Origin of the sequence: uncultured Desulfovibrio sp., from assembly GCF_944324505.1 — a bacterium.
Taxonomy (GTDB): Bacteria; Desulfobacterota; Desulfovibrionia; order Desulfovibrionales; family Desulfovibrionaceae; genus Desulfovibrio.
In genome coordinates this window covers 1-23,422 of record NZ_CALUWO010000007.1, presented here as the reverse complement: position 1 = coordinate 23,422, position 23,422 = coordinate 1, and the positions used below count along the sequence as shown (strand labels likewise).

Here is a 23,422-nt window from a genome sequence, read left to right as displayed (position 1 = left end):
GTCTGCCCCGTTCCAGAGGGGAACATGCTGTTTGCCTCCCTTTCCTTTCTTCTGCTTTTTCTGCCGCTGTGCCTGCTGGGGCAGCGGCTGACGGCCGCGCTGGCCCCGCAGGGCCTGCGCCTCTTTCTGCTGGCGGCATCGCTGCTCTGGTATGCCCGCTTTGGTGCCGGGCCGCTGCTGGGCATGCTGGCCTATGTGCTCCTGGCCTGGTGCCTGGGGCTGCTGGTGGCGGCCCGGCCCCGGCGCAGCCGCCTTGTCTGGGCCGTGCTGCTGGCCCTGCTGCCGCTGTGCGTGCTGCGCTATCTGCCCTGGCTGTCAGGGGAGCTGGGCGCCCTGACGGGGCATGACTGGCCCCTTGCCGTCTGGGCCATGCCTCCCGGTCTGCCCTTTGTGACTCTGGTCATCATTGCCTGGCTGGTGGACGTGTATCGTGGTCAGGTACACCCCGGCGGCCCGCTGGGGCATGCGCTTTTTTCCCTCTTCTTTCCCTGCGTGCTGGGCGGGCCGCTGCTGCGTGGCGGTCCGTGGCAGAAACAGCTGGAACGACTGCTCCCGGCGCGGGAGGACGGCTCTGTCGGCCATGTCCCCGCGCTGTGCCATGACCTGCTGCCTGCCCAGGGGCTGACGCTGCTGGTCATGGGGCTGGCCAAGACGGTCATCATGGCCGATGCCCTGGACCGTGTGGCCGCACCGCTGTTTCAGGCCGCGTCACAGGGCTGGCCCCTGCATCCGGCGGAGGCCTGGCTGGGCAGCGTGGCGCAAAGCCTGCATATCTATTTCAGCTTTTCCGGCTATGCCGACATGGCCGTGGGCGTGGGTCTGCTGCTGGGAATACGGCTGCCGGATAATTTTGATTCCCCCTACAAGGCCACGGGCTTTGTGGACTTCTGGCGACGCTGGCACATGACCCTGGCCGCCTGGCTGCGCGATTTCCTCTATCTGCCCCTGGGCGGCGGAGCACACGGGCGGGCGCGGCAGTATCTGGCCCTGGTCCTGAGCATGAGCCTCATCGGCCTGTGGCACGGAGCGGGCTGGTGCTTTCTGCTCTGGGGCCTGCTGCATGGTCTGCTGCTGTGCGGCAATCAGGCCTTCCGGCGTCTGGTCTACGGCACGCCGGTACAGGATGCGCTGGACCTGCCGCCCCTGCACGGCCTGTGTGTGCTGCTGACCTTTGTCTGCCTCAATGTGAGCTGGGTAATCTTTTTTGCCGACAGCCCGCAGACGGCCGTGCACTACGTGGGCAGCATGCTGGGCCTGCACGGCGGAGAGCCGGCAGCGGCCGCCACCTGGCTGGACCGTGTGCTGCCGCATGGCTATGTGCACGGCTGGTCCGCCCTGCTGCCGCCCCTGGCAGGTCTGCTGCTTGTCTGGGCGCTGCCCAACAGCCGGGAACTGGTGCTGGGCCATCGTGACGGTTCGCGACCGGCAGGGGCGCCGGCGCTGGAAGATGCCCGCCGGCGCGTCAATCGCCGCCTGTGGGCGCTGCTGCTGGTGCTGCTGACCATCGTGTCGCTGCTGCTTCTGCCGGGCCGCACGGCTGTTCCCTGGCTCTGGTAACGGGAGAGACGCATGAGCATGGAAACGCGGGACCATCCCGCTGCTGCGCAGGCTGCCGGCGGCGTGACGCCGGAGGAGACGGTCAGCCCTGCGGACAATGAGATGCCGGACGGGACAGAACGGACGGAGACGACGGCAGAGGCCGTGCCGTCGGCGACAGGGACGGCTGTGCCGGACAGCGCAGCGGGGGCGGACGTGCTGCCGGAGGCGTCAGCCCCGGACAGGCCAGATGCCGAAAAACCTGACGCCGAACAGCCGGACGCCGCTGACCTGTCGGACACGACGCCGGACAGCGCCCATGCAGAGGCGGCTGCGCCGGAGGACGGGGCCTCGGCTGATGATGTGCCCGGGGCAACGGCATCGCCGGCGGGAGCGCCGGTGGCAGGATCACCGGGCGGGCTGTTCTGCCGCAGTTACGGCAGGATGCTGGTGCGCTGGGTGCTGGTGCTGTGTCTGACGCTCTGGCCCCTGAGCTGCTGGTGGCTGGCCGAAAGCGGCGATGCGGCGCTGGACGCGGTGGTGGCCCGTCAGGCTGCCGGAGACTTTGTGCTGTTCGGCTCCGTTCTGGTCCAGCGTCCCATGGCGGCGCCCGCTCCCGGCGGCAGCCCGGCGGCGGACGGCGTGCTGCTGTACAAGCTGCGGCTGTACGAGGCGGTCAGGCCGGACGTGGCGGTGCTGGGGTCATGGCGCATGGCCCGCTTCAACGGGGATGTTTTCAGCCGGCCCTTTGTGAACATGGGGGGCGCGGTGCACGGCCTTGCTGACCTGCGGTTCGTGGTGGATGCCCTGGTACGCGGCCATCGCCCCCAGGTGGTCATCATCGGGGCGGACTTCTGGTGGTTTGTCCCGCAGCGGGAGGCAGTGCCCCTCTGGCGTCAGGCGCCGCAGGACCCCTTTGGCTACGGGCCGTCCAGGCTGCGCCGCCTGTGGGCCGCCGTGTTGTCCGGCGAGGTGCCGCCCCTGCCGGCCCTGCATCTGCTGACAGGCGGCCGGGATGGGCGCTACGGTCTGCTGGCCCAGGTCTATGGCGAGGGCTTCGGGCCTGACGGGGCCTGGAGGGATGTGGCCATTCCCACCGGGGTGCGTCCGTCGGCGGACAGGGGCTTTGCGGCCACGCTGGCACGGGCCAGGGAAGGGCGCGGCGAGTTTGCCCCCGTGGCGGCGCTGGATGCGGAGGCGGTGGAAACCTTTGCCGAAATCATCTGCCGGCTGCGGGCGCGGGGCATACAGACCCTGGTGGTGCTGCCGCCGGTGGCGGCTCCGGTGCTGGACATGCTGCGGGCGCAGGAATCCCGCTGGCCGCAGCTCTTTGCCCTGCGGCAGGCGCTGCTGGACAGGGGCGTGGACGTCATGGACTTTACGGATCCCAGACGCTTCGGCTCCGGCGACTGCGAGATGCTGGACGGTCTGCATGCCGGGGGCGTGGCGGCCCTGCGCATGCTGCGGGAAATGACGGACCGCCATCAGGTGCTGCTCAACTATGTGGACATGGCCCAGATCAACCATGCCCTGCTCAACTGGAAGCGGCACGTCTTTGTGCGGGATCCGCGCGTCAGCCCTGTGCCGGAAGTGGACTTTCTGCACCTTTCCTGCCCGCGCAAGTCCTAGGGCAGGGCCGCAGGCGGGCAGCGGCCTGCGGTGCGAGCGGGCCGCAGATCATGACGGCCAGGCACGCGGGCGTGCCGGGAGACGACGGGAGTCTGCCGGCGTGCGGCCTATGCGCGGCAGGACGGCCCCTTGCCGGCGGCCAGGTCGCTGACGCTTACCGTGTGCAGCTGCTGTCCGTCGAAAACCTCGCAGCATTCCGTATAGCCGGCAGCCGCCAGACGGCGCAGGGCCGGTGCGGTCATGATGTCCGGGGGCAGCTGATACAGCGCCCAGGCGGCCATGCCCCGGCAGGGAATGTCCTCGTCATCCAGGCCGCGCACCAGCCAGGGGCGCGCCCACTGGGCCATGTCGGGATGCACCTGGGCCAGACGGCCCACGGCCCAGAAGCAGGAACGGCGCAGCACGTTGTGGTCGCAGAAATTGTCGTCCTTTTCCAGCTCGATGATGTAGGAAATGAGCACGCGGTGGAATTCTTTGGCCGCCAGCGGGCAGGCGCAGCATATTTCGGCAAAGGCTTCGGGAATGCCCCAGCCGATATTGCCGGATTCCTCGTTCATCTGCCACATGAGGCGGCGCATGATGTTGCGCACGGCCTCGGGATGCGCCTTTTCCAGGCCGGCCACCACGGCGCCCAGGGCCACGGCGGCCTTGTGCCGGGTCAGCGGGTCCAGCAGCAGAAAGGAGAGCAGGGGGCCGACGCCGGCAAGACCGGTGGCGGCAATGTCATGCAGGTGATCGCGCCAGTCCGGCGCATCAAGCAGCCGGCGCAGGTCGGCCTTGATGGAACGCATGCGGGGCATGGAATCCTCCTTTTTACCAGGTGCAGAACAGCGTCACCCAGAACGGCACGCTGAAGTCAATGATCATGGCATGCACAATGGAGACAAAGACCCACTGCTGTCCGGCGGTTTTGGTGATGATGGGCAGGGTGGTGTCCATGGTGGACGCGCCGCCGCAGGAAATGGGCGCCAGGGGGCTGATCCAGCGCACCATGACCCCCGCAAAGAGCAGGGTGATGAGTTCGCGCATGATATTGGCCATGAGGGCCACGGTCCCCAGCTCTGCGCCCCGGTACTGGGTGATGAATACCGAGGACAGGGAATAATAGGCAAAGCCGGCGCCCACGGCCAGGCAGTCACTGAGCCGGTAGGTCAGAAACAGGCTGATGACCGCCGATCCCAGAAAGGTCCCTACCGTGGTGGCCAGGGGCAGCAGCAGGATGCGCGGCCGCAGCGTGCGCAGAATTTCCCCCAGGCGCCGGTCATAACCAATGGAAAAGCCCACCAGCAGCATGAGGGCATACAGCACATAGAGGGTGGCATCGGCATCGGCCAGCGAGTGCGGCAGCAGGTCCAGCCATGACAGCAGGACGCCCAGGCAGAAACAGGCGAGGATGGTCAGGCTGCCGCTCATGCCCGCTTCTCCTCGTGATGCGGCGGCCGGGGACCGTCCTGGAAGGCCGTGTTCAGGGCGTCATTGTCCTGCGGGGCGGTCTGGCCGGCATGGCGTCCGGCTTCTGCACCGGGAAAGAAACGGCGGATGGCCAGAACGCAGAGCAGGCTGCCGCCCACACCGGCCAGGGTCAGGGCCAGGGCGCGCCCGCCCAGGGTGGGCAGGTTGCCCATGAGGGTGTCATTGGCGCCCACGGCAATGCCCAGCACAAAGAGCATGAGCAGGATGGTGGGCGTGATGGCCCGTGGCAGGCAGGCAAGCCAGGTCACGCGGCGCAGCAGAAAGCCGGCAAGCATGCCGGCAAGCATGAGGCTGATGGCTGTAAACATGTGTTACCTGTAGATGAGCGGATGCAGGGCCTGACGCAGCATGGCCAGCATCTGGCTGTAGCGCTGGCTTTCGCTGAGCATATTGTCCACATCCCAGAGCACCCAGACCCGGTGCCCCCGGTAGATGGTGTGTTGCAGGGGCCGCAGGCTGCCGGGAAGCTGCACGGCATCCACGGCGGCCGATCCCATGATCACAACGCCGCGCGCTCCCAGGCGGGGCAGGCCGGACCAGAAGACATCAGCCTGCGGCTGTGGCGCGGAAGGGCCGTTCTGCGCAGGCTGGCCGGATGCGGGCAGGCAGACGGGCCAGAAGGTATGGCTGCCCGCGGGGTGGTGCAGGGCCTGGAGCAGCCGTTGAAAGAAAGCGCTGCGTTGCTGCCGGCCGGGGGTTTCCACGCCGCTCAGGTCATTGCCCAGATTCCAGTAGGTCCAGACGATGCGGCCGGGCCGCGTCTGGCGGAGGCGCTGCTGCCAGGCATCCGGCCAGAGCGCCGGGGCCAGCGGCTGCCAGGCATGCCCGGCACGGGCAGAGGGTGTGCGGTCTGCTTGTGGGGCGGCGTGCGGTCTGCTATCCGCCGGCGCGGCGGCAGGCTGGGGAGCCGGACGCCCTGGCCGGCGTGCGGCCGGGGCAGAAGGCGGCACAGGCGCGCTCCTGTTGCCGGAAGGGGCGGGCGCCGCCGTTTCGCTGCTGCTGCCGCAGAGGGACAGCTCGGGCGGCAGATCCGCCGGGGCCAGCAGATAGCGCAGGCCCAGATGCTGCCACGGCGCGGCCAGCGGATTCAGCAGCGCAAAAGCCACGAGATCAGCTCCCAGGCCACATCGGCCTTGCTTTGCAGGGGCCAGATGGCTTCCTGACCATGGCGGTCCACCACGGCCATGCTGTTGGTTTCCGTGCCGAAGCCGCTTTGCGCGGTATTGACGCGATTGCCCGCCAGCACATCGGCATTCTTGCGGGCGCGTTTGGCCCTGGCCAGTTCCATGAGGCTGTCCATGTCCGGCGCGGTTTCGGCGGCAAAGCCCAGCACCTTCTGATGCGGCTGGCGGCGGGCGGCCAGGGTTTTGAGAATGTCGGCATTGGGGCGGAAGGCTATGGAAAAGCCTTCCGCGGCGCTGTCTTTCTTGAATTTGGCCGCGCCGTAGGGCACGGGCGAAAAGTCCGCCACAGCTGCGGAAAAAAGGCCCATGTCCATGCTGGGCCAGCAGGAGGAGGCCGCCGCAAACATGTCCTGTGCGGAAAGCACGTCCAGCCGTTGCACGCCGGGCGGCAGTTCCGGGCAGCCGGGGCCGCAGATGGCCGTCACCGCCGCGCCGCGCAGCCAGGCAGCGGTGCAGAGAGCCGCCCCCATCTGTCCGCTGGACGGATTGCTCCAGAAGCGTACCCCGTCCCAGGCTTCGCGGGTGGGTCCCATGGTGACCATGACGCGCCGGCCGGCGCAATCCTGCGGTGCAAGGCAGCGCAGGGCGCTCCAGAAGAGATGCGGCACCGGAGCAAGACGGCCCTGCCCCTCATCGCCGCAGGCGGCGGCGCCGTTGTCCGGCAGCAGAATATGGACGCCGCGCCGGCGCAGGGTGGCCACATTTTCCTGCGTGGCCGCATGCTGCCACATGCGGGGATTCATGGCCGGGGCCACCAGCAGGGGGCCGTCAAAGGCCAGGGCCTGGGCCGACAGCATGTCCGAGGCCGCCCCGTGGGCCAGGCGGCGCAGGGCATCGGCCGAGGCCGGCGCCACCATCATGGCCTGGGCATGCTGGCCCGGTTCCAGATGGGCAAAGGGATCATCGCCGGGGGCGAACATGTCGCCATAGACGGGCATGGCGCCCAGGGCCTCGAAGAGCAGCGGCGTCACAAACTGGCGTGCGCCCCTGGTCAGGGTAACGGAAACGTGAATGTCCATGCCGCGCAGGGCGCGCAGTACATCCGTCATGCGATAGCAGGCCACGGACCCGCAGATGCCCAGGTGCAGCCGCCGGCCCGCAAACTTGCGGCTGCGGGAAAAGCTGACGTTGAGGCTCACAGGGAACGCTCCTGCAGGCCGCCGCCGGAGCTGCCCCAGCCGCCGCCGGACGGAGCGGGCGTGCTGTCCGGGAGGGCCTCGCTGCTGCCGTCTTCTGCGCTGCTTTCGGCCGGCACGGCAAGGTTGAGCGTGCTGCCGTCGGGCAGGCGGGTGCCGGCCACAATATAGAGAATGGTCTGGACGGTCTGCGCATCCACGCTGACCATGGCCAGCTGCGGGCCGCGTTCATACAGGAACAGGCCCTTGCCGTTGCGCATCTGTTGCAGGCGCAGCTGCCAGCCGGCAGACTGGAGCGCGGTGAACATGGCCTGCGCCACACTGTTGGCATCGGCATAGCCTGTGGCCACTTCCAGGCCCTCGGCGGGGCGGGAATGCCTGGACGAGCGTTCCATGCCCGCCGGCAGGGAAACCCCCAGCAGTTCGCTCTGACTCGGGGCGCTGTCCGACGCAAAGGGACTGCTGATGCCCATCTGGGCGCAGCCCGCGCCCAGGGCAAGAAGGGCAAGCAGGCTCAGGGTGACAAAGACGCGTGGCATGGCTATACTCCTGCGGCGACGGTGACCGCCCGAAAGCGGAATACGGGCAGACAATAGCCTCTCCGTCCTGCCCTGACAAGCCTGCCTTCCCGGCAGCATGCAGGCAGCGGGGCCGCTTGTCCGGCGGGCCGTTCTGCTGCTGCCCTATCGTTGCCTCCTTGCGAAACCGTGGAGAAAGCCATGCCGAAAACCCCTGCTGTTCCTGTCAGTGATGACGACTTTCTGCTGCGCAACTATCATTACGAGCTGCCCCCCGAACAGATTGCCCAGTTTCCCCCCGAAGTGCGCGGTACGTCCCGCCTGCTGACCATGTCCCGCTACGGGCAGCCCGACATCGAGCATCACCTCTTCAGCGAGCTGCCTGATCTGCTGCCCCCGGGGGCCTTGCTGGTGGCCAACAATTCCCGTGTGCTCCAGGCCCGCCTGCTGGGGTCTCGCGCCACGGGCGGCAAGGTGGAATTTCTGCTGCTGACGCCCCTGCCGCTGGTGATGGCCCAGGCCCGCGCGCGCCGGGATGTGCCCGATGGCTGGAGTGCCGAGGTCAGCGGCCTGGTGCGCTCCGGCGGCAGCATTCGCGAAGGGGAATGCGTGCGCTTTGGCGCGGGCATCAGTGTGACGGTTCTGGAAACCGGACCTTTCGGGCAGCGGCGGGTGCGCCTGGACTGGCAGGGAGACCTCCAGGCCGCCTTTGCCGCCACCGGGCACATCCCGCTGCCGCCCTACATCAAGCGCCCCGATGGCGAGGAAGATGCGGGCCGCTATCAGACCGTCTATGCCCGCGCGGACAAGACCGGCTCCGTGGCCGCGCCCACGGCCGGCCTGCACTTTACCGCAGAGCTGCGGCAGCGGCTGGCGGAAAAGGGCTTCGGCTGGGCCGAGGTGACCCTGTATGTGGGCTATGGCACCTTCAGTCCCGTGCGCAGCGAGGATATCCGCCGGCATCAGATGCACCGGGAATACATCGAGGTGGGCGAGGAGACCGTGCGGGCCATTCGCGAGGCCAGGGCCGCTGGCCGGCCGGTCATTGCCGTGGGCACCACCAGCACCCGTGCCCTGGAAGGCGCGGCGGAGGTCTGTGGTTCCTTGCAGGCCTATACCGGCTGGACGGACATCTATCTCTATCCCGGCCGCCGTTTCCGGGTGGTGGATGGGCTGATCACCAATTTTCACCTGCCCGAATCCTCGCTGCTGCTGCTGGTTTCCGCCTTTGCCGGTCGCGAACGCATTCTGGAAGCCTACCGGGAAGCCGTGGCAGCGGGCTATCGCTTCTTTTCCTACGGCGACGCCATGCTCATACGCTAGGGCTGACTCCGCCGGCCTGCCGGCGGCAGTGCGATCCGTTTGTCCGGGGCATCCATGTCGGGAAAATGCGCGTGCGGCATGCGGGGACGGTTTTGTCCGAGGGCCTCGGCATGTTGCCGCCACGGGGCGGCGTTGTGCGGCGGCCCTGCGCCCGGCTTTGCTGCTGCCCGCAGGGAAGATACCTCCTGCCGGCGTCCGGGGCGGGGAGGGCATGGGAAAGGGCAGCCCATGCAAGCCCCATGACCGGTGTGGTCACAGGCGTTCGCGTGCGCGGATTTGGGGGCGGATGCGCGGAGCATATGGCCGGAAACGGCGTGCCGCTTCCTGCCTTCCGCCTTGTCCGTTCCGGCAATCAGGAAAAATTTCCTTTTTTCTCAATTGCTGTCGGGCGGCATTTTTGTCAGTGCTGCCAGGGTATTAACTGTTTTTTTAGGGATTTCGCCGGAAAACGGCGATGGCTTGACGAGATTTTCAGGCGGTTTACATTCCTGCCGGGTGGCCGGGATCAAGGCGGTTGCCCAAAGGATTGCCTATGTCACGAATTGTGTTTCTGGAAGACCGTTGCAAGGGATGCCGCCTTTGTGTTTCGGCCTGTCCCACCCGGTGTATCCGCCCGTCCGGCCGTTTCAACAGGCAGGGCTATGAAGTCATGGAAGCCGTCGGCCACTGCACGGGCTGCACCTCCTGCGCCATCATGTGCCCGGACGTGGCCATTCGCGTATTTCGCACCGCTGGCGGAGGAAAAACGGCATGAGTGATCAACGCATTCTCATCAAGGGCAATGAAGCCGTGGCGCTGGGGGCCATTGATGCCGGCTGCCGCTGCTATTTCGGCTATCCCATTACCCCGCAGAACGAAATTCCCGAAGCCATGAGCCGGCTGCTGCCCGAAAACGGCGGACAGTTCGTGCAGGCCGAAAGCGAACTGGCGGCCTCCACCATGCTTCTGGGCGCCGGGGCCTGCGGCATTCCGGCCATGACATCCTCGTCCAGCTGCGGCATTGCCCTCATGCAGGAAGCCCTGTCCTACATGGCCGGCAGTCATATTCCGGGCGTCATCGTCAATATGATGCGCGGCGGTCCCGGCCTGGGGGACATCGGCCCGTCACAGGGCGACTATTTTCAGGCGGTCAAGGGCGGCGGCAACGGCGATCACCGCAACTTTGTCCTGGCCCCGTCCACGGCCCAGGAGTGCTATGACTTCATGTTCCGGGCCTTTGCGCTGGCCTTCCGCTATACCAATCCGGTGATGCTGCTGGGGGATGCCATCGTGGCCCAGATCAAGGAGCCGGTGCGGCGTCAGCCGCCGGCCGATGCCCTGACGGCGGAGGATTACGCCCGCCTGTCATCCGCATGGCGTCTGGAAGGCCGCGGCCGGCGCGGTGCCGGGGCGGCGCCCCGGCTGCTCAAGTCCGTCTATCTGGCCGAGGGCACCCTGGCCGCCCGCAATCAGGAACTGATGCGGACCTATGAGGCCATGCGCGCCGATGCGGCGTGGGAAACCTGGCAGTGCGACGATGCCGAGCTGGTGGTGGTGGCCTTTGGCTCCATTGCCCGCATCGCCCGCAGCGCCATACGGCAGCTGCGTGATCAGGGCTTCAAGGTGGGATTGTTCCGCCCGGTGACGCTCTTCCCCTGGCCGGATGCGGCCCTGCGCCGGGTGGTCCGGGGCCGGCGTGTGCTGGTGTTGGAACAGAATACCGGCCAGATGGTGGAAGATGTGCGCCTGGCGCTGGACATTCTGCCGCAGCGCACGGTGGTGGGCTGGCATGGCATCATGCCCGGCCTGCTGGTGGGCGCGGACGATCTGCTGGATCCCATTCTGGCGGCACTCAAGGAGGACTGAGATGCAGGACGCAATGCACAAGGACGGCTGCTGCCCGTCCGCGGACGAAACACTGGTTTTTGATGCGCCTGCCAGTCTGTCCGGCAAGGAGACGCACTACTGCCCGGGCTGCCATCACGGCATTGCCCATCGCCTTGTCTGCGAGGTGCTGGACGAACTGGGCGTGGCCGACAAGGCTATTCTGGTGGCGTCGGTGGGCTGTTCGGCCTTTTCCTATGACTATTTCAGCGTGGATGCCGTGGAAGCGCCGCACGGCCGCGCCTGTGCCGTGGCCACGGGCATCCGCCGTGCCCGGCCGGAAAGCGTGGTCTTTACCTATCAGGGGGACGGGGACATGGCGGCCATCGGGCTTGCCGAATCCGTCCACGCGGCCAACCGGGGCGAAGCCATCACGGCCGTGTTTATCAACAATACGGTCTATGGCATGACCGGCGGGCAGATGGCCCCCACCACCCTGCTGGGGCAGAAGACCACCACCACGCCCACCGGGCGTCACCTGCGGGGCGATGGCGGACCGGTGCATCTGACGGAGATCATGGCCGGCCTGGCCGGTGTGGCCTATGCCGAGCGCTGCGCCCTGGACACGGTGGCGCATGTGCGGCGGGCCAAAAAGGCCCTGCGCAAGGCGTTTGAGGTGCAGTTGCAGGGGCTGGGCTTTGGCTTTGTGGAGCTGCTCTCCGGCTGCCCCACCAACTGGCACATGAACCCGGTACAGGCCAATGAGCGCATCGGCCGGGAAATGATTCCGGTCTTTCCCCTGGGCGTCTACCGGGACGTGACCGCCCAGGCTCCGGCTGGCGAGGAGGTAACGGCATGAGCGGTTACATGGATGTCATCATGGCCGGTTTCGGCGGGCAGGGCGTCATGCTGGCGGGCAATCTGCTGGCCCAGGCCGGCATGGAAGCCGGCCTGGAGGTGAGCTTTATCCCGGTGTACGGGGCGGAAATGCGCGGCGGTACGGCCAACTGTACCGTGGTGCTGGACAGTCATCCCGTGGGCTCGCCGCTGGTGGGGCGGCCCTGTTCCCTCATTGTGCTCAACGAGCCGTCGCTGCGCAAGTTCCAGCCGCGTCTCCAGGAGGACGGGGTACAGGTGGTCAATGCCTCGCTCATCTCCCGCGAGCTGCTGGACCCCTCCCGGCGCACGGTCTACATTCCGGCCAATGATATGGCCGGCGAGCTGGGCAATGTGAAAATGGCCAATATGGTGGCCCTGGGCGCCTGGCTGCGGGCCACCGGCATGCTGTCGACGGCAGCGGTGGCGGCGGCCATGCAGCGTGTGGTGAGCGGCCATTATGCCCGCCTCATTCCCGACAATATCCGGGCGCTGGAAGCCGGATATCATTTTGCGGCATAGGCCCCGGAGGGGCGCAATATCAGAAAGGAAACAGGCCTTTCCCCAGATGGGGAAAGGCCTGTTTGTTTTACGTGTGTGCCGTCCGCCCTGAAAAGGCGTGGCGGGGAAGGGGGACAGGGGCAGGAAGCTCTGCGGAGGCTGTCCCTTTTCCCGGCGCCCGTGGCGTGAGCTGGCCTCAGGCAAAGAGAATGAGGGCAATGACTTCCAGATCGTCCTGGCCCCGGTTTTCCAGGGCGTGGCTTTCACCGGCGTTGCAGATGGCCACGTCGCCGGCATGGAGGATGACCTCCGTGCCGTTGTCGTCATAGTGGCCTTCGCCCCGCAGGACGTAGTAGATTTCAAAGTCGCCCTTGTGGGTATGCTTGCCCACGCCGCAGCCGGGCTTGAGCAGCAGGTGATTGAACAGACGGCCCTTGCCGGCAAAGTCCCCGTCATTGAGGATCTGCCAGCCGCTGCCCGTGCCGGGGCCGCCGAACATGGGGCGTTCAAAGGTGGTGAGTTCGTTTTTACGACGGATCATTGGCTCCTCCTTTTGTTTGTGCGGCATCGCGTCTGGGATGACGCATGACCTTGGGCCGCGGCCGGCGGATTTGCGGGGCGCGCGGTTCGCTGCGGGGGGGCATGTCGCGCGGGGTGATGGCCCGCGGCGGCATCTGCTTGATGTGCACATCAAGCTGCGGGAAGGCCACTTCGATATTGTGGGCGCGGAATTCGCGCTCCATGATCAGGCGAAGATCGGACGAGGTGGACACGCCCACGTCATAGTCCTGTACCCAGAAGCGCAGGGCGAAGTTGAGCGTGCTGTCCCCAAAGGCCGTGAACAGCACAATGGGTTCGGGATGCTTGAGAATGCGGGGATGCCGGCCGGCAATGTCGTGCATGAGGCGCATGACCAGTGCGGTATCCGTGCCGTAGGCCACGCCCACATCCACCTGGAGGCGTACAGAACGGCTGTTGCGCGTCCAGTTGATGAGGCGGCTGGACACGAATTCGGAATTGGGCACATAGATGATGGCATTGTCATAGGTTTCCACCACGGTGGCGCGCACGCTGATCTTGCGCACGCGGCCGGTGGTATTGCCCACTTCCACCACGTCGCCTTCCTGCATGGTCCGGCTGAAGATGAGGATGAGGCCGGAGAGGAAGTTGTTGATGATGGTCTGCATGCCAAAACCGATACCCACGGAAAGACCGCCGGCGATCATGGCCAGATTGCTCAGTTCCATGCCCAGTGCCCGGAGCACGAACATGCCGAACAAGGCCCAGAAGGTATAGGTGACGGCCGTCTGCATGGGCTGGATGAGCGAGCCTTCAATGCTCAGGCCGCGCTCCGGCAGGTGGGAAATGAAGCGGCAGCCCATGCGCACCGCCGTGCGCGTGATGAAGAACATGCTCACAATGAGCAGCACCTGCAGGGCGTTGAAGCGGGTGGCGCCCACGTCAACGCCCTTGAGAACATAGTCCTGCAGCAGATAGCCCCCGCCGGGCAGGGTGATGACCCACATGGCGATGCTGCCGCAGGCCAGGATGATGACCGTGGGCGCGGCCAGGGCCACCAGAACGCTGGACAGGGCAGCGCGGCCGCCGTCCTTGGGCAGACGGTCGTTGATGCGGTTGATGAGCGACATGCTGCCCATGCTCAGTTGCAGGGCCAGCGACACCGAGGCATAGAGCAGGTAGAGCACCATGCTGTAGACGTGCAGGCCCATCAGGGCCAGGATCAGCACAATCCAGATGACGGCGGGCAGGCCGGAACAGATGGAGGTTTCCAGCTGCATGGGGCCGAAGTTGGTGTCAAAGCGGCGCTTGCGCTGCACAATCATGTAGGCAATGATGCTCATGATCCACGTGACCACGCCGATGGCGGCGGGCAGGGGCAGATACAGCAGAATATAGGCCATGACGGTCAGCGGGATAAGGCGCCACAGGGGCGACGATTCCGCCGGCACTTCCGTATGTCGCAGGCGGCGCAGGTCCCAGGCCAGAAAGACCTGGGCCACAATGAGATTGAGATTGCCCAGGGCCAGGAACAGGCGGAAGGTCTCGTCCGATGAGGCAATGGAGGCCGAAATCAGGCAGATGCCCAGAAAGAGCCAGGGCAGGCTGACGCGGAAAATATGACGCAGCGTCATATTGTCCCGGCAGCCCCGGCAGTTGCGATACAGCAGGAAGAGAATGAGCAGGCTGAAGGCCACGCTGGCGCCCAGCCGCAGGAAGACGCTTTCCCACTGTTCGGGCGTGATGGGGATTTCCACGGGCACGCGCAGTATCAGCCCCTGGGTGAAGTACTGCAACTGCCGCAGCACGCGCTTCCAGGTGTCGGGGCTGAGATAGGGCACGGCCCCGTGCAGGTAGTATTCCTTCCACAGGCCCGGCAGCAGGGCGGAAATTTCCTTCTGGGTGGTGGAAAGGTCCCGCAGCAGATTCTGTGCCGGTGCCAGGGCCGTATCGTAGCGGCGCAGCAGATTTTCCAGGCGGCTGCGCGCCACGCGGATATCCTTGGCGTAGTTCTTGATTTCCTGTCCGGCACTCTGGGTATCGTCGGGCAGCGAGGAGGAAAGACCGCGCACGCGCTCCAGCATGGCCTGGATCATGGCCCGTTCCTGCAGGGGCGTTTGCAGCAGCTGGTCCACACGCCGAATGGTCAGGCTGATGCGGCGGCTGACGGCCTCCAGGGGGTTGGGCCACTTGCGGAAGTTGTTGGCCAGGACCAGCAGACGGCGGGCCTCGTTTTCCTCCGCCGGGCTCAGGCTGGTGACGCGGCCGGAAAACTGGGTATTCTTTTCCTTTGCTTCCTTGATGACGCTTACCAGGTAGTCCCGCTGTCCTTCCCAGATGTCGGCCCACGGATCCACCACGGGCTTGGTGGCATCCTCTTTCTTTTTCTTTTCTTCCTCGGCCTTTTTCTGGGCGTCATCGTCGGCTTTCTGGGCAGCGGGGTCCTTCTGCGACGAGGCGGTCTGATCCCCATCATCGGCCAGCACCACGGCGGGGGGCACGGCCAGGGTCAGCACCAGACAGCACAGCAGCATGCAAAGCGGAATACGGAACAGACGGAGCATACGGAATCCTCCGAAAGAGTAAGGGGAGCGGAAAGCCGCACACTACCGCAAGAGGCATGCCTTGAAAAGAGGCTGCTTTACAAGTCTGGCGGCCGGCGGCATAGTTTGCCCATGTATGATGTTTTCCCGTCAGGGGAGCCGATTGTGGCCATTGCCCGCTGCTCCCGCACGACCCAGGTGGCGGAGGTTCTGCCCCGCGTGCTGGATGCGGCCCTGCCCGGTGCAGAAGGGCTGCGCACGGCGCGGGTGCTGGTCAAGCCCAATCTGGTTTCCGCCCGTCCGCTGGCCTGTACCGAACCGCTGGTGGTGGCGGGCCTCTGCCGCTGGCTTCAGGAACAGGGCGCCGTGGTGCGCGTGGCGGATTCGCCGGGCTTTGGCACGGCGCAGTACGTGGCGCGCCGCGTGGGACTGGACGCTGCCCTGCGTCCTCTGGGGCTGGCCGTGGAGGCTCTGGAGGCACCCCTGCCGCTGCGTCTGGATACGGGGGTGACCTTTCCCGTGGCCCGTCTGGCACAGGAAAGCGATCTGATTTTTTCCGCGGCCAGGGTCAAGGCACATTCCCAGATGCGGCTGACCCTGAGCGTCAAGAACTGCTTCGGCTGCGTAAGCGGCCTGCGCAAGGCCATTATCCATACCCGTCAGGGGCAGGACCCGGCCTTTTTTGCCGCGTGTCTGGCGGCGCTCTGGGCGGCCCTGCCGCCCGTGCTGGGCCTGCTGGACGGGATTACGGCCATGCACGTCACCGGTCCCAGCGCCGGCCAGCCCTACGCCCTGGGCCTGCTGGCGGCCAGCGCTTCCTGCGTGGCGCTGGACGAGGCCGTTTATGCCCTGCTGGGCTGCCCCGTGGACCAGGTGCCGCTGGCTGAGGCGCTGGCACGCCGGGGCGAGGCGCATTGCCGTGCCAACGGCTGCCGCCCGCGTTTTCCCCTGCTGACGCCGGAGGAGGTGGCTGTCCGGGATTTCCGCTGGCCCGTCCACCTGGCGCATACCTCGTTCCGGCCGGGACGCCTGCTGAAGAGCTGCCTGCGCCGGATATGGCTTTCCTGCAAAAACTAGGAGGTTTTCATGCCTGTCATCCTGCCCGGCCAGACCGATATCTATGCCCTGACCGATTCGCGCCTTTCGCTGGGGCGTTCCCTGGAAACGGTGGTTTCCGCCCTGCTGGGAGCTGGCATACGCATTATCCAGTATCGAGAAAAAAAGATGAAGGGCGGCGAAATGCTGGAACAGTGCCGCCTCATGCGCCGGCTGACCCGTGAGGCCGGGGCCTGCTTCATTGTGGATGATCATGTGGACCTGGCCATACTGGCCCAGGCCGACGGCGTGCACATCGGGCAGGAGGACATCCCGCTGCCGGACGTGCGTGCCCTGGTGGGCGACGGCATGTGCATCGGCCTGTCCACCCACAATCCCGATCAGGCCCGCGAGGCCGTGAAACTGGGGGCGGACTATATCGGCGTGGGACCCATCTTTGCCACGCAGACCAAGGAAGATGTGGTGGCCCCTGTGGGCTTTGCCTATCTGGACTGGGTGGCGACCCATATTTCCGTGCCCTTTGTGGCCATCGGCGGCATCAAGGAGCATAATATCCGCGAGGTGGCCAGCCACGGGGCCAAATGCTGCGCGCTGGTTTCCGAGCTGGTGGGTGCCGAGGACATCGGCGCCAAGGTGGCTGCCGTGCGCCGGGCCATGCACGCCTAGGCGGGGCAATGCCGTAAAGAGAGCGGCCCCCTTCCGGACGGGGGCGGGGCCGCATGAAAAAAGGCCGGTCAGCATGCTGACCGGCCTTTGCTTTCTGGTGGAGCTGGGGAGAATTGAACTCCCGACCTCTTGAATGCCATTCAAGCGCTCTCCCAACTGAGCTACAACCCCTTGGCGTGGGAATGACTTTGCGTGAAAGAGGCAACTTTGTCAAGCCTTTTTTCCGTTTTTCCGCAAGGGGGCGGAAAAGGCCGCGCTGCGCAACGGGCGCTGCACTGTAGCTGTCGGTACGGAAACTGGTCGCGGGCACAGAAAAAGGCCGGTCAGCGTGCTGACCGGCCTTTGCTTTCTGGTGGAGCTGGGGAGAATTGAACTCCCGACCTCTTGAATGCCATTCAAGCGCTCTCCCAACTGAGCTACAACCCCTTGGTGCAGAAGTGATACTGCCTCAGACCGGGAGACTTGTCAACAAAAAAACAGGCAGTTTTCCTGATTGGCGCAGCGCCCCGGCATGCCTGCCTGCTCCCGGCCGGAGCAGGGCGCTACTTCTGGGCGTACAGCCGGGCAAAGACCTTGCCCATGGCCAGCAGCGCGTTGCGCAGCACGTCGTCAGCCACGGCATAGGACAGGCGGATGCAGTTGTCGTCGCCGAAGGCCGCGCCGGGCACCACGGCCACATTGGCCTCTTCCAGCAGCTTGGTGCATATTTCCGTGGAATTGTGCACTTCCTTGCCGTAGCAGGCATGCACATCCACAAAGAGGTAGAAGGCGCCGTCCGGGCGGGGGCAGACAGCCCAGGGCCAGCCGGCAATGATGTCCATGGCCAGATCGCGGCGCCGCTGGAAGGCTTCCCGCATGGTATGCAGGCAGTCCATGGGACCGGTGAGGGCAGCCAGGGCGGCCTTCTGGGCAATGGAGCAGATATTGGACGTGCTGTGGCCCTGCATGCTGGAAATCTTCTTGATCAGTTCGGGGTGGCCCACCAGATAGCCCACGCGCCAGCCGGTCATGGCAAAGCTCTTGGACATGCCGCCCAGGATGGCGATGCCCTCGGGTTTTTTGATGAAGCGGTGAATGGCGCTGGCCATCTTGGCCGGCGCAAAGACGAGCTGATCGTACATTTCGTCGCAGAGCACAAAGACATTGTGCGCTTCGGCCCAGTCCAGCAGGGCATCCAGTTCGTCAGCCGTGTAGACGGCGCCGGAAGGATTGCTGGGCGAATTGAGGATGAGCAGGGTGGTCTTGTCCGTGCGGTAGGGTTCCAGCATGGCGGGCGTGACCTTGAAGCCGTGCTCGGAGGTGGCCGGCACCGTGACGGGCTTGCCGCCGGCCAGGGTCACCAGCGGCGGGTAGCTGAGCCAGTAGGGCGCGGGAATGAGCACTTCATCGCCGGGATTGACCGTGGCCTGGATGAAGTTGAAGAGGGCGTGCTTGCCGCCGGCGCAGATGATGGTATTCTCGGGCGCGATGTCCGCGTCGTAGAACTGCTTGAAGTAGCCGGCAACGGCCTTGCGCAGTTCGGGAATGCCGGCAACGGCCGTGTAGCGGCAGAAATTTTCGTCAATGGCGGCTTTGGCGGCATCACAGATGTGCTTGGGGGTGGGGAAGTCCGGCTCGCCCACGGCAAGGCTGGTGATCTGTACGCCCTGGGCGCGCAATTCCATGGCGCGGGTGTTGACACTGAGGGTCAGGGAAGGTTTGATGGTGCTCAAGCGATCGGAAATATGCATGAGGATCTCCTTGCAGGCATGGCTTGCCAATGGCGTTCATTCTCCCGGTGGGAAAAAGCGCCCTTCAGCATAGCAGGTTCCGCACGTGCTGTAAATTGATGCCACCGGTCGTGGTGAGGTGGTATGCCCCGTCCCCTGCTTCCCTTTTCCGCCCCCTGTGTCTGCGGGCGTTTTCTGCGCCGTTACCGGCGTTTCAGCGTGGAAATGCGCTTGCAGGGCGAGGCGGTGTGGATTCACAGCAATAATTCCGGCAGCATGCTCGGCCTGCTGCGCCCCGGCGCGCCGGTGCTGGCCAGCCCGGCCGCCAATCCGGCCCGCAAGCTCCGCTTTACCCAGGAGGCTGTCTGGCTGGCCGATCGGCCGGCCGATGAGGACCTGCGCGCGCCGGACCCCACGCCCCGCGGGCTGGACAGGGCCGGGGGTTTCTGGGTAGGGGTCAATACCAGCGTCCCCAACCGGCTGCTGGAGGCGGCCTTTCATGCCGGGCGGCTGCCCTTTGCCGCCGGCTACAGCCACTGCCGGCGCGAGGCCGTGCGCGGCGCCAGCCGGCTGGATGCCTGCTTTTGGAGCGACGGGCTGCCGCCGCTGTGGGTGGAGTGCAAGAACGTCACCATGATGGAGGATGACGCCGCCTGCTTCCCCGATGCGGCCACGGAACGCGGCCGCAAGCATCTGCGTGAACTCATGGATATTGTGGCCGGCGGCGAGCGGGCGGCCATGTTCTATCTGGTGCAGCGCCCTGACGGGCACTGCTTTGCGCCGGCGGCGTGCATTGACCCGGAATACGCGGACCTCATGTATGCCGCCCAGGCCGCCGGGGTGGAAATATATCCCTACCGGGCCGTGGTGGGACCGGAGGGCATCGACCTGGGCCAGCCGCTGCCCGTGCGCCCCCGCCGGGACGGATGACGGCTGCTCCCGCTCTTCTTTTTTCGGAGGTTTGCATGATCGAATTTCTTTCCCTGCTGCTCATGAGCGCCGTCTCCATTCTCGGGCTGGGCGCGGCCATCAATTTCTTTGCCCAGACCGGCTTCCGGCGGGGCTGCGGCTGGGGCGCCTTTCTGGTGGGCTGTTTTCTGTTCTTCTGGGTGCTGGGCCTGTGGGAGGGCGTGGGCCTGCATGCCTGGGGCGTGCTGGGCTTTGCCTTTATCCTGATTCTGGTGGGCGGCTGGGTTGTGCTGCGCATGGTGCTGCATATGCTGCGCCTGCGCCGGGAGCGTCGCCAGCAGGAAAAGCGGGGCTAGCTCGTGGGGGCGGAGTTTCCGCCGCAGCCCGTGCGGGAGGATGCCGGCGTTTCTTCGTCTGCGCCGGCCGTTCCGGGCGGTGCTTCCTGCCCGGCAGGGGAGGACAAGCCGTCCCGGCCGGAGCAGGGCGGCAGGTGTCAGGATGATGCCGGCATGACCACAGCGCCCTTTCCTTCCCATGCCGACGGCCATGCCGTGCGGCCGGCGGACGGCGCGCCTGGGGTGCCCTCGCTGGGCAATGTGCACTGGCTGCTGCTGAAGATGGCCCAGTGCCATACCCTTGAGCAGGTGTTCTCTCTGGTGGCCGGCACCCTGGGCCGTCTGCCCGGTACGGCCCTGTGCCGGATATGGCTGCTGGAGCAGAGCACGCCCGACCTCTGTGCCACCTGCCGGCAGTTCTATGACTGCACGGACCATCGGCAGTGCCTGCGGCTGGTGGCCAGTTCCGGGCGGTCCCGTTGCGGCGGGCAGGAGTGGACGGCCCTTGACGGGAAGTTCCAGCGCTTTCCCCTGGGGCGGGGCAAGGTGGGCCGCATTGCACAATCCGGTCAGGCCTTTCATGTGGACGGGGTTTCCCCCCGCATGCCCTGGGTGAGTGATCCGCAGTGGATCGAGGCGGAGGGGATTCAGACCTTTCTGGGCCTTCCGCTGGTGCACAAGGGGACCATGCTGGGCGTGCTGGCCCTGTTCAGCCGGCAGCGGCATGAAGCGCCGGAAATGGACAGCCTGCGCCTTGTGGCGGAATATCTGGCCGTGTCCATTGCCAATGCCCAGGCCTTTGAGGAGCTGGCCCGCCTGAAGCGCTGCCTGGAAATCGAAAATGTCTATCTGCGGGCCGATATGGCGCCCTCGGACGAAGCCCTGCTGGGAGACGGTCCGGCCATGCGCGAGCTGCGGGACAGGATACGGCAGGTTGCCTATGCGTCCATTCCCGTGCTTATCGTGGGAGAAGTGGGGTCCGGCCGGGGCAGTGTGGCCAGGGAACTGCACCGGCAGAGTCCTGCGGCCGGGGGACCGCTGGTCAGGGTGGACTGCACCCGCCTTTCCGAAGAACATTTTGAACGGGATTTCTTCGGCTCCGCCACAACGGAGGGAACCGGCGTCATCGGCTTTCTGGAGGCTGCACGGCGCGGCTCTCTCTTTTTTGACAATATTCAGGACCTGCCGCCGCTGGTGCAGCGCAAGCTGCTGGGCATCCTCCGTTCCCGGGAATTCCGGAAGATGGGGGAACCCAATCCCCAGCCCCTGCACACGCGCTTCATGGCCTCGGCTGATCCCAGCCTGCCCCAGCGGGTCCGGCAGGGCAGCTTCCGGGAAGACCTGTTCTATTATCTCAATGTCTTTTCCCTGGACGTGCCCCCCCTGCGCCAGCGCAGGGAGGATATCCCCCTGCTGGCGCAGCGGGTTCTGCAATCCCTGGCCCGTCAGTACAAGCGGCCCTGCCCGCAGCTGCCGGAAGACTGCTGGCAGCTGCTGCGGGACTATGCCTGGCCGGGCAACCTGCGCGAGCTGCGCAATGTGTTCATGCGCGTGGTGCTGACGGCCACGGGAAGCCGTGTGGACGCCGCCATGCTGCACGCCGTGCTGAAGACAACGCAGCAGGGCGGCAGCGCCGGCACAGAGGAACACGTGTACACGGAACAGGAAATGGTCCGGCTGGCCAGGGACAATACCCTGCGCGCCCTTGCGGCCTGCGGCAACAGAATCTACGGGGACGGCGGCGCCGCGCGTCTGCTGGGCATCAGCCCCACCACCCTGTGTTCGCGGCTCAGGAAGTACGGCATTGCCCCGGTGCGGGGCGGAAAGACGGGAGCAGGGCGGCATGGCGCGTCGTGACGGCAGAACGCTGTCCCCGGATATCCTGTGCATCATACGGCGCAAGGCCGTGGAGGCCGTCACCTCCGGCGAGCTGACGCAGCAGCGCGCCGCCGAGGTCTTCGGGGTGACGCGCGTTACCGTGGCCCGCTGGGTGCGGGCCTTCCGGCAGGAAGGGGAGGCGGCCCTGACCCTCCGGCGACGGGGGCGTCCCCACGGTGCGCTCATCGGGCAGGAGCGGGCCGCTGCCCTGTTGCAGCTTCTGGCCCGGGGGCTTCCGGAGCGCAGCGACATTGCCTTTCCGCTCTGGCACCGGGAGTCGGTGGGCCTGCTCATCGAGCGCCTGTACGGCCTGGCCCTTTCCCGCTGGACATTGCAGCGCCTGTTTCACCAGTGGGGGCTGCGGCTGCCCCCCGGCGGCCGGCGCTTTTTTGCCGGGCTGTCTGCCGTGACGGAGGACTGTCCGGGAGACGGGGCAGCGGAAGCACGGCCCCAGGGGGCGCGCATGACGGCCTGGTACGTGTGCCGCATTGTTCCGCCGCCCGATCAGGGGGCGCTGTCCCTGATGACGGCCTTTTCCCGCCGGGGCGAAGCCTTTTTTTGTGGCGATGCCTGTCTGCCCGCGGCGGTTCCTTCCCTCTTTCTGCTGCTGGAGCGCCTTCAGGCGCTCTCGCGGTCCCGCATTTTCTGTCAGCTGGCCTGTGACGCCGGGCTGGCAACAGAAGAATATCAGATGATGCGGCGCTGGCTTGCGCAGCACTGGCCCCACAGCCATTTCTGCTCCTTTTCCTGAGTATCTTATTTTTTGCACCAATTGTGTGCGCTGCGGTCCTCCGGGGCTGGGCGGGATGATGCTGTATATTGTTAAAACGAAATATCGTTATATCCGGGAAGAGAATTGGCAAGAAAAATCAAGAAAAAGGGCGTTTATAAACGAAATATCGTTGAAAAATAATCTGGGGCATCCGCAGCGCAGCGTGCCGCGCCGCAGCGTATTTTTTCCATAACCATGCTGTATAGTGATTTAATCAACCAAATTTTTCTTGTGCGGAACAACGAAAATCGGTAATGCTGGTGCTGTCAGACGGGCATCGATGTCATGCTGTCATACTGGAATGGCAGTCCATATAAACGAAAAATCGTTGCGCTAGTAAATGGAGGTATGGCGAATGTTGAAACATGCAACCCCTCTGCTGGATCAGCTGGAAAGCGGCCCCTGGCCGAGCTTTGTGTCCGACATCAAGCAGGAAGCGGCCCACCGCGCGGCCAACCCTGACGGGCTGGACTATCAGATTCCCGCGGACGCTCCCGACGATCTTCTGGGCCTTCTGGAACTGTCCTATGAAGACAAGGAAACGCACTGGAAGCACGGCGGTATCGTGGGCGTGTTCGGTTACGGTGGCGGCGTCATCGGCCGTTACTGCGACCAGCCCGAAAAGTTCCCCGGCGTGGCCCACTTCCACACCATCCGCGTGGCCCAGCCGTCCGGCAAGTACTACAATACGGAATTTCTCCGTGCCTTGTGCAATATCTGGGATCTGCGCGGCTCCGGCCTGACCAATATGCACGGCTCCACCGGTGACATCGTGCTGCTGGGCACCCAGACCCCCCAGCTGGAAGAAATCTTCCACGAGCTGACCCACAAGCTGCACAATGACCTGGGCGGCTCCGGCTCCAACCTGCGTACCCCGGCGGCCTGCCTTGGGCAGTCCCGCTGCGAATATGCCTGCTACAATACGCAGGACATGTGCTATCAGCTCACCCAGGACTATCAGGACGAACTGCACCGTCCGGCCTTCCCCTACAAGTTCAAGTTCAAGTTCGACGGCTGCCCCAATGGCTGCGTGTGCGCCATGGCCCGTTCCGACTT

The 23,422-nt window shown here is 65.6% G+C and carries 22 protein-coding genes, 2 tRNA genes and 1 pseudogene; 14 read left to right on the top strand and 11 right to left on the bottom strand.

The window, feature by feature from the left end:
- Window positions 1-24 precede the first annotated feature (24 nt).
- Together Q0J57_RS08075 and Q0J57_RS08070 are read left to right on the top strand one after the other, a co-directional pair.
- Window positions 25-1,557 carry an MBOAT family O-acyltransferase gene (locus Q0J57_RS08075; protein ID WP_297219080.1) on the top strand — a complete coding sequence of 511 codons (1,533 nt, stop codon included), beginning with the start codon at window positions 25-27 and terminating at the stop codon, window positions 1,555-1,557.
- Window positions 1,558-1,569: 12 nt separating this feature from the next.
- Window positions 1,570-3,165 carry a hypothetical protein gene (locus tag Q0J57_RS08070; RefSeq protein ID WP_297219078.1) on the top strand — a complete coding sequence of 532 codons (1,596 nt, stop codon included), beginning with the start codon at window positions 1,570-1,572 and terminating at the stop codon, window positions 3,163-3,165.
- 107 nt (window positions 3,166-3,272) lie between these two features.
- Here Q0J57_RS08070 and Q0J57_RS08065 read toward each other — a convergent pair whose 3' ends face one another.
- Genes Q0J57_RS08065 through Q0J57_RS08040 form a run of 6 tightly spaced genes read right to left on the bottom strand, consistent with a single transcriptional unit; the run spans window position 3,273 to window position 7,497 of the window.
- Window positions 3,273-3,965 carry a DVU0298 family protein gene (locus Q0J57_RS08065; RefSeq protein ID WP_297219076.1) on the bottom strand — a complete coding sequence of 231 codons (693 nt, stop codon included), beginning with the start codon at window positions 3,963-3,965 and terminating at the stop codon, window positions 3,273-3,275.
- Between the two features lie 13 nt (window positions 3,966-3,978).
- Entirely contained in the window at window positions 3,979-4,578 is a 600-nt protein-coding gene (locus Q0J57_RS08060; protein WP_297219073.1) for a lysine exporter LysO family protein, read from the bottom strand.
- Window positions 4,575-4,946 (bottom strand): LysO family transporter, encoded by a 372-nt coding sequence (locus tag Q0J57_RS08055; RefSeq protein ID WP_297219071.1) that lies wholly within the window; start codon window positions 4,944-4,946, stop codon window positions 4,575-4,577. The genes Q0J57_RS08060 and Q0J57_RS08055 overlap by 4 nt, the downstream gene beginning before the upstream one ends.
- Window positions 4,947-4,949: 3 nt before the next feature.
- Window positions 4,950-5,744: a hypothetical protein gene (locus tag Q0J57_RS08050; protein ID WP_297219069.1), complete on the bottom strand. Its 795-nt coding sequence runs from the start codon at window positions 5,742-5,744 to the stop codon at window positions 4,950-4,952.
- Entirely contained in the window at window positions 5,726-6,961 is a 1,236-nt protein-coding gene (gene coaBC, locus Q0J57_RS08045; RefSeq protein WP_297219067.1) for a bifunctional phosphopantothenoylcysteine decarboxylase/phosphopantothenate--cysteine ligase CoaBC, read from the bottom strand. The genes Q0J57_RS08050 and coaBC overlap by 19 nt, the downstream gene beginning before the upstream one ends.
- Window positions 6,958-7,497 (bottom strand): hypothetical protein, encoded by a 540-nt coding sequence (locus Q0J57_RS08040; RefSeq protein ID WP_297219065.1) that lies wholly within the window; start codon window positions 7,495-7,497, stop codon window positions 6,958-6,960. Before Q0J57_RS08040 ends, coaBC begins: the two co-directional genes overlap by 4 nt.
- A gap of 180 nt (window positions 7,498-7,677) precedes the next feature.
- Here Q0J57_RS08040 and queA point away from each other — a divergent pair, with 180 nt between their 5' ends.
- The 5 genes from queA to Q0J57_RS08015 all read left to right on the top strand — a co-directional run bounded on the left by queA (window position 7,678) and on the right by Q0J57_RS08015 (window position 12,000).
- On the top strand, window positions 7,678-8,799 hold the full coding sequence (gene queA, locus Q0J57_RS08035) for a tRNA preQ1(34) S-adenosylmethionine ribosyltransferase-isomerase QueA (protein WP_297219063.1): 1,122 nt from the start codon (window positions 7,678-7,680) through the stop codon (window positions 8,797-8,799).
- A gap of 532 nt (window positions 8,800-9,331) precedes the next feature.
- On the top strand, window positions 9,332-9,553 hold the full coding sequence (locus Q0J57_RS08030) for a ferredoxin family protein (protein ID WP_297219061.1): 222 nt from the start codon (window positions 9,332-9,334) through the stop codon (window positions 9,551-9,553).
- The gene (gene vorB / locus Q0J57_RS08025) at window positions 9,550-10,644 is read left to right on the top strand and encodes a 3-methyl-2-oxobutanoate dehydrogenase subunit VorB (protein WP_297219059.1); all 1,095 of its coding nucleotides are present in this window, start codon (window positions 9,550-9,552) and stop codon (window positions 10,642-10,644) included. The genes Q0J57_RS08030 and vorB overlap by 4 nt, the downstream gene beginning before the upstream one ends.
- A 1-nt stretch (window position 10,645) precedes the next feature.
- Window positions 10,646-11,461 (top strand): thiamine pyrophosphate-dependent enzyme, encoded by an 816-nt coding sequence (locus tag Q0J57_RS08020; RefSeq protein WP_297219057.1) that lies wholly within the window; start codon window positions 10,646-10,648, stop codon window positions 11,459-11,461.
- Window positions 11,458-12,000 (top strand): 2-oxoacid:acceptor oxidoreductase family protein, encoded by a 543-nt coding sequence (locus Q0J57_RS08015; protein ID WP_297219055.1) that lies wholly within the window; start codon window positions 11,458-11,460, stop codon window positions 11,998-12,000. The genes Q0J57_RS08020 and Q0J57_RS08015 overlap by 4 nt, the downstream gene beginning before the upstream one ends.
- 175 nt (window positions 12,001-12,175) lie before the next feature.
- Here the strand turns inward: Q0J57_RS08015 and Q0J57_RS08010 are convergent, their stop codons facing one another.
- Together Q0J57_RS08010 and Q0J57_RS08005 are read right to left on the bottom strand one after the other, a co-directional pair.
- Window positions 12,176-12,520 (bottom strand): cupin domain-containing protein, encoded by a 345-nt coding sequence (locus Q0J57_RS08010; RefSeq protein WP_297219053.1) that lies wholly within the window; start codon window positions 12,518-12,520, stop codon window positions 12,176-12,178.
- The gene (locus Q0J57_RS08005; protein ID WP_297219051.1) at window positions 12,507-15,062 is read right to left on the bottom strand and encodes a mechanosensitive ion channel domain-containing protein; all 2,556 of its coding nucleotides are present in this window, start codon (window positions 15,060-15,062) and stop codon (window positions 12,507-12,509) included. Before Q0J57_RS08005 ends, Q0J57_RS08010 begins: the two co-directional genes overlap by 14 nt.
- A 111-nt stretch (window positions 15,063-15,173) precedes the next feature.
- On the opposite strand from Q0J57_RS08005, the gene Q0J57_RS08000 reads away from it, so the two are divergent.
- On the top strand, window positions 15,174-16,118 hold the full coding sequence (locus tag Q0J57_RS08000) for a DUF362 domain-containing protein (RefSeq protein ID WP_297219049.1): 945 nt from the start codon (window positions 15,174-15,176) through the stop codon (window positions 16,116-16,118).
- A gap of 9 nt (window positions 16,119-16,127) precedes the next feature.
- Window positions 16,128-16,763 (top strand): thiamine phosphate synthase, encoded by a 636-nt coding sequence (thiE, locus tag Q0J57_RS07995; protein WP_297219047.1) that lies wholly within the window; start codon window positions 16,128-16,130, stop codon window positions 16,761-16,763.
- A 95-nt stretch (window positions 16,764-16,858) separates the two neighbouring features.
- Here thiE and Q0J57_RS07990 read toward each other — a convergent pair.
- The 3 genes from Q0J57_RS07990 to Q0J57_RS07980 form a co-directional block, all read right to left on the bottom strand.
- A tRNA-Ala gene (locus tag Q0J57_RS07990) sits at window positions 16,859-16,934 on the bottom strand.
- 179 nt (window positions 16,935-17,113) lie between these two features.
- Window positions 17,114-17,189, bottom strand: a tRNA-Ala gene (locus tag Q0J57_RS07985).
- A 116-nt stretch (window positions 17,190-17,305) separates the two neighbouring features.
- On the bottom strand, window positions 17,306-18,493 hold the full coding sequence (locus Q0J57_RS07980; RefSeq protein WP_297219045.1) for a pyridoxal phosphate-dependent aminotransferase: 1,188 nt from the start codon (window positions 18,491-18,493) through the stop codon (window positions 17,306-17,308).
- A 123-nt stretch (window positions 18,494-18,616) separates the two neighbouring features.
- Here Q0J57_RS07980 and sfsA point away from each other — a divergent pair, with 123 nt between their 5' ends.
- The 5 genes and pseudogenes from sfsA to Q0J57_RS07955 form a co-directional block, all read left to right on the top strand.
- Window positions 18,617-19,402 (top strand): DNA/RNA nuclease SfsA, encoded by a 786-nt coding sequence (sfsA, locus tag Q0J57_RS07975; protein ID WP_297219043.1) that lies wholly within the window; start codon window positions 18,617-18,619, stop codon window positions 19,400-19,402.
- 35 nt (window positions 19,403-19,437) lie between these two features.
- Window positions 19,438-19,737 (top strand): hypothetical protein, encoded by a 300-nt coding sequence (locus tag Q0J57_RS07970; protein ID WP_297219041.1) that lies wholly within the window; start codon window positions 19,438-19,440, stop codon window positions 19,735-19,737.
- 153 nt (window positions 19,738-19,890) lie between these two features.
- A complete protein-coding gene (locus tag Q0J57_RS07965; RefSeq protein ID WP_297219039.1) occupies window positions 19,891-21,573 on the top strand; it encodes a sigma 54-interacting transcriptional regulator in 1,683 nt (560 codons plus the stop codon).
- Window positions 21,560-22,345, top strand: a complete 786-nt coding sequence (locus tag Q0J57_RS07960) for a helix-turn-helix domain-containing protein (protein WP_297219038.1) — start codon at window positions 21,560-21,562, stop codon at window positions 22,343-22,345. Before Q0J57_RS07965 ends, Q0J57_RS07960 begins: the two co-directional genes overlap by 14 nt.
- Window positions 22,346-22,721: 376 nt before the next feature.
- Window positions 22,722-23,422: pseudogene (locus Q0J57_RS07955) on the top strand (sulfite reductase, dissimilatory-type subunit alpha); the annotation flags it as partial.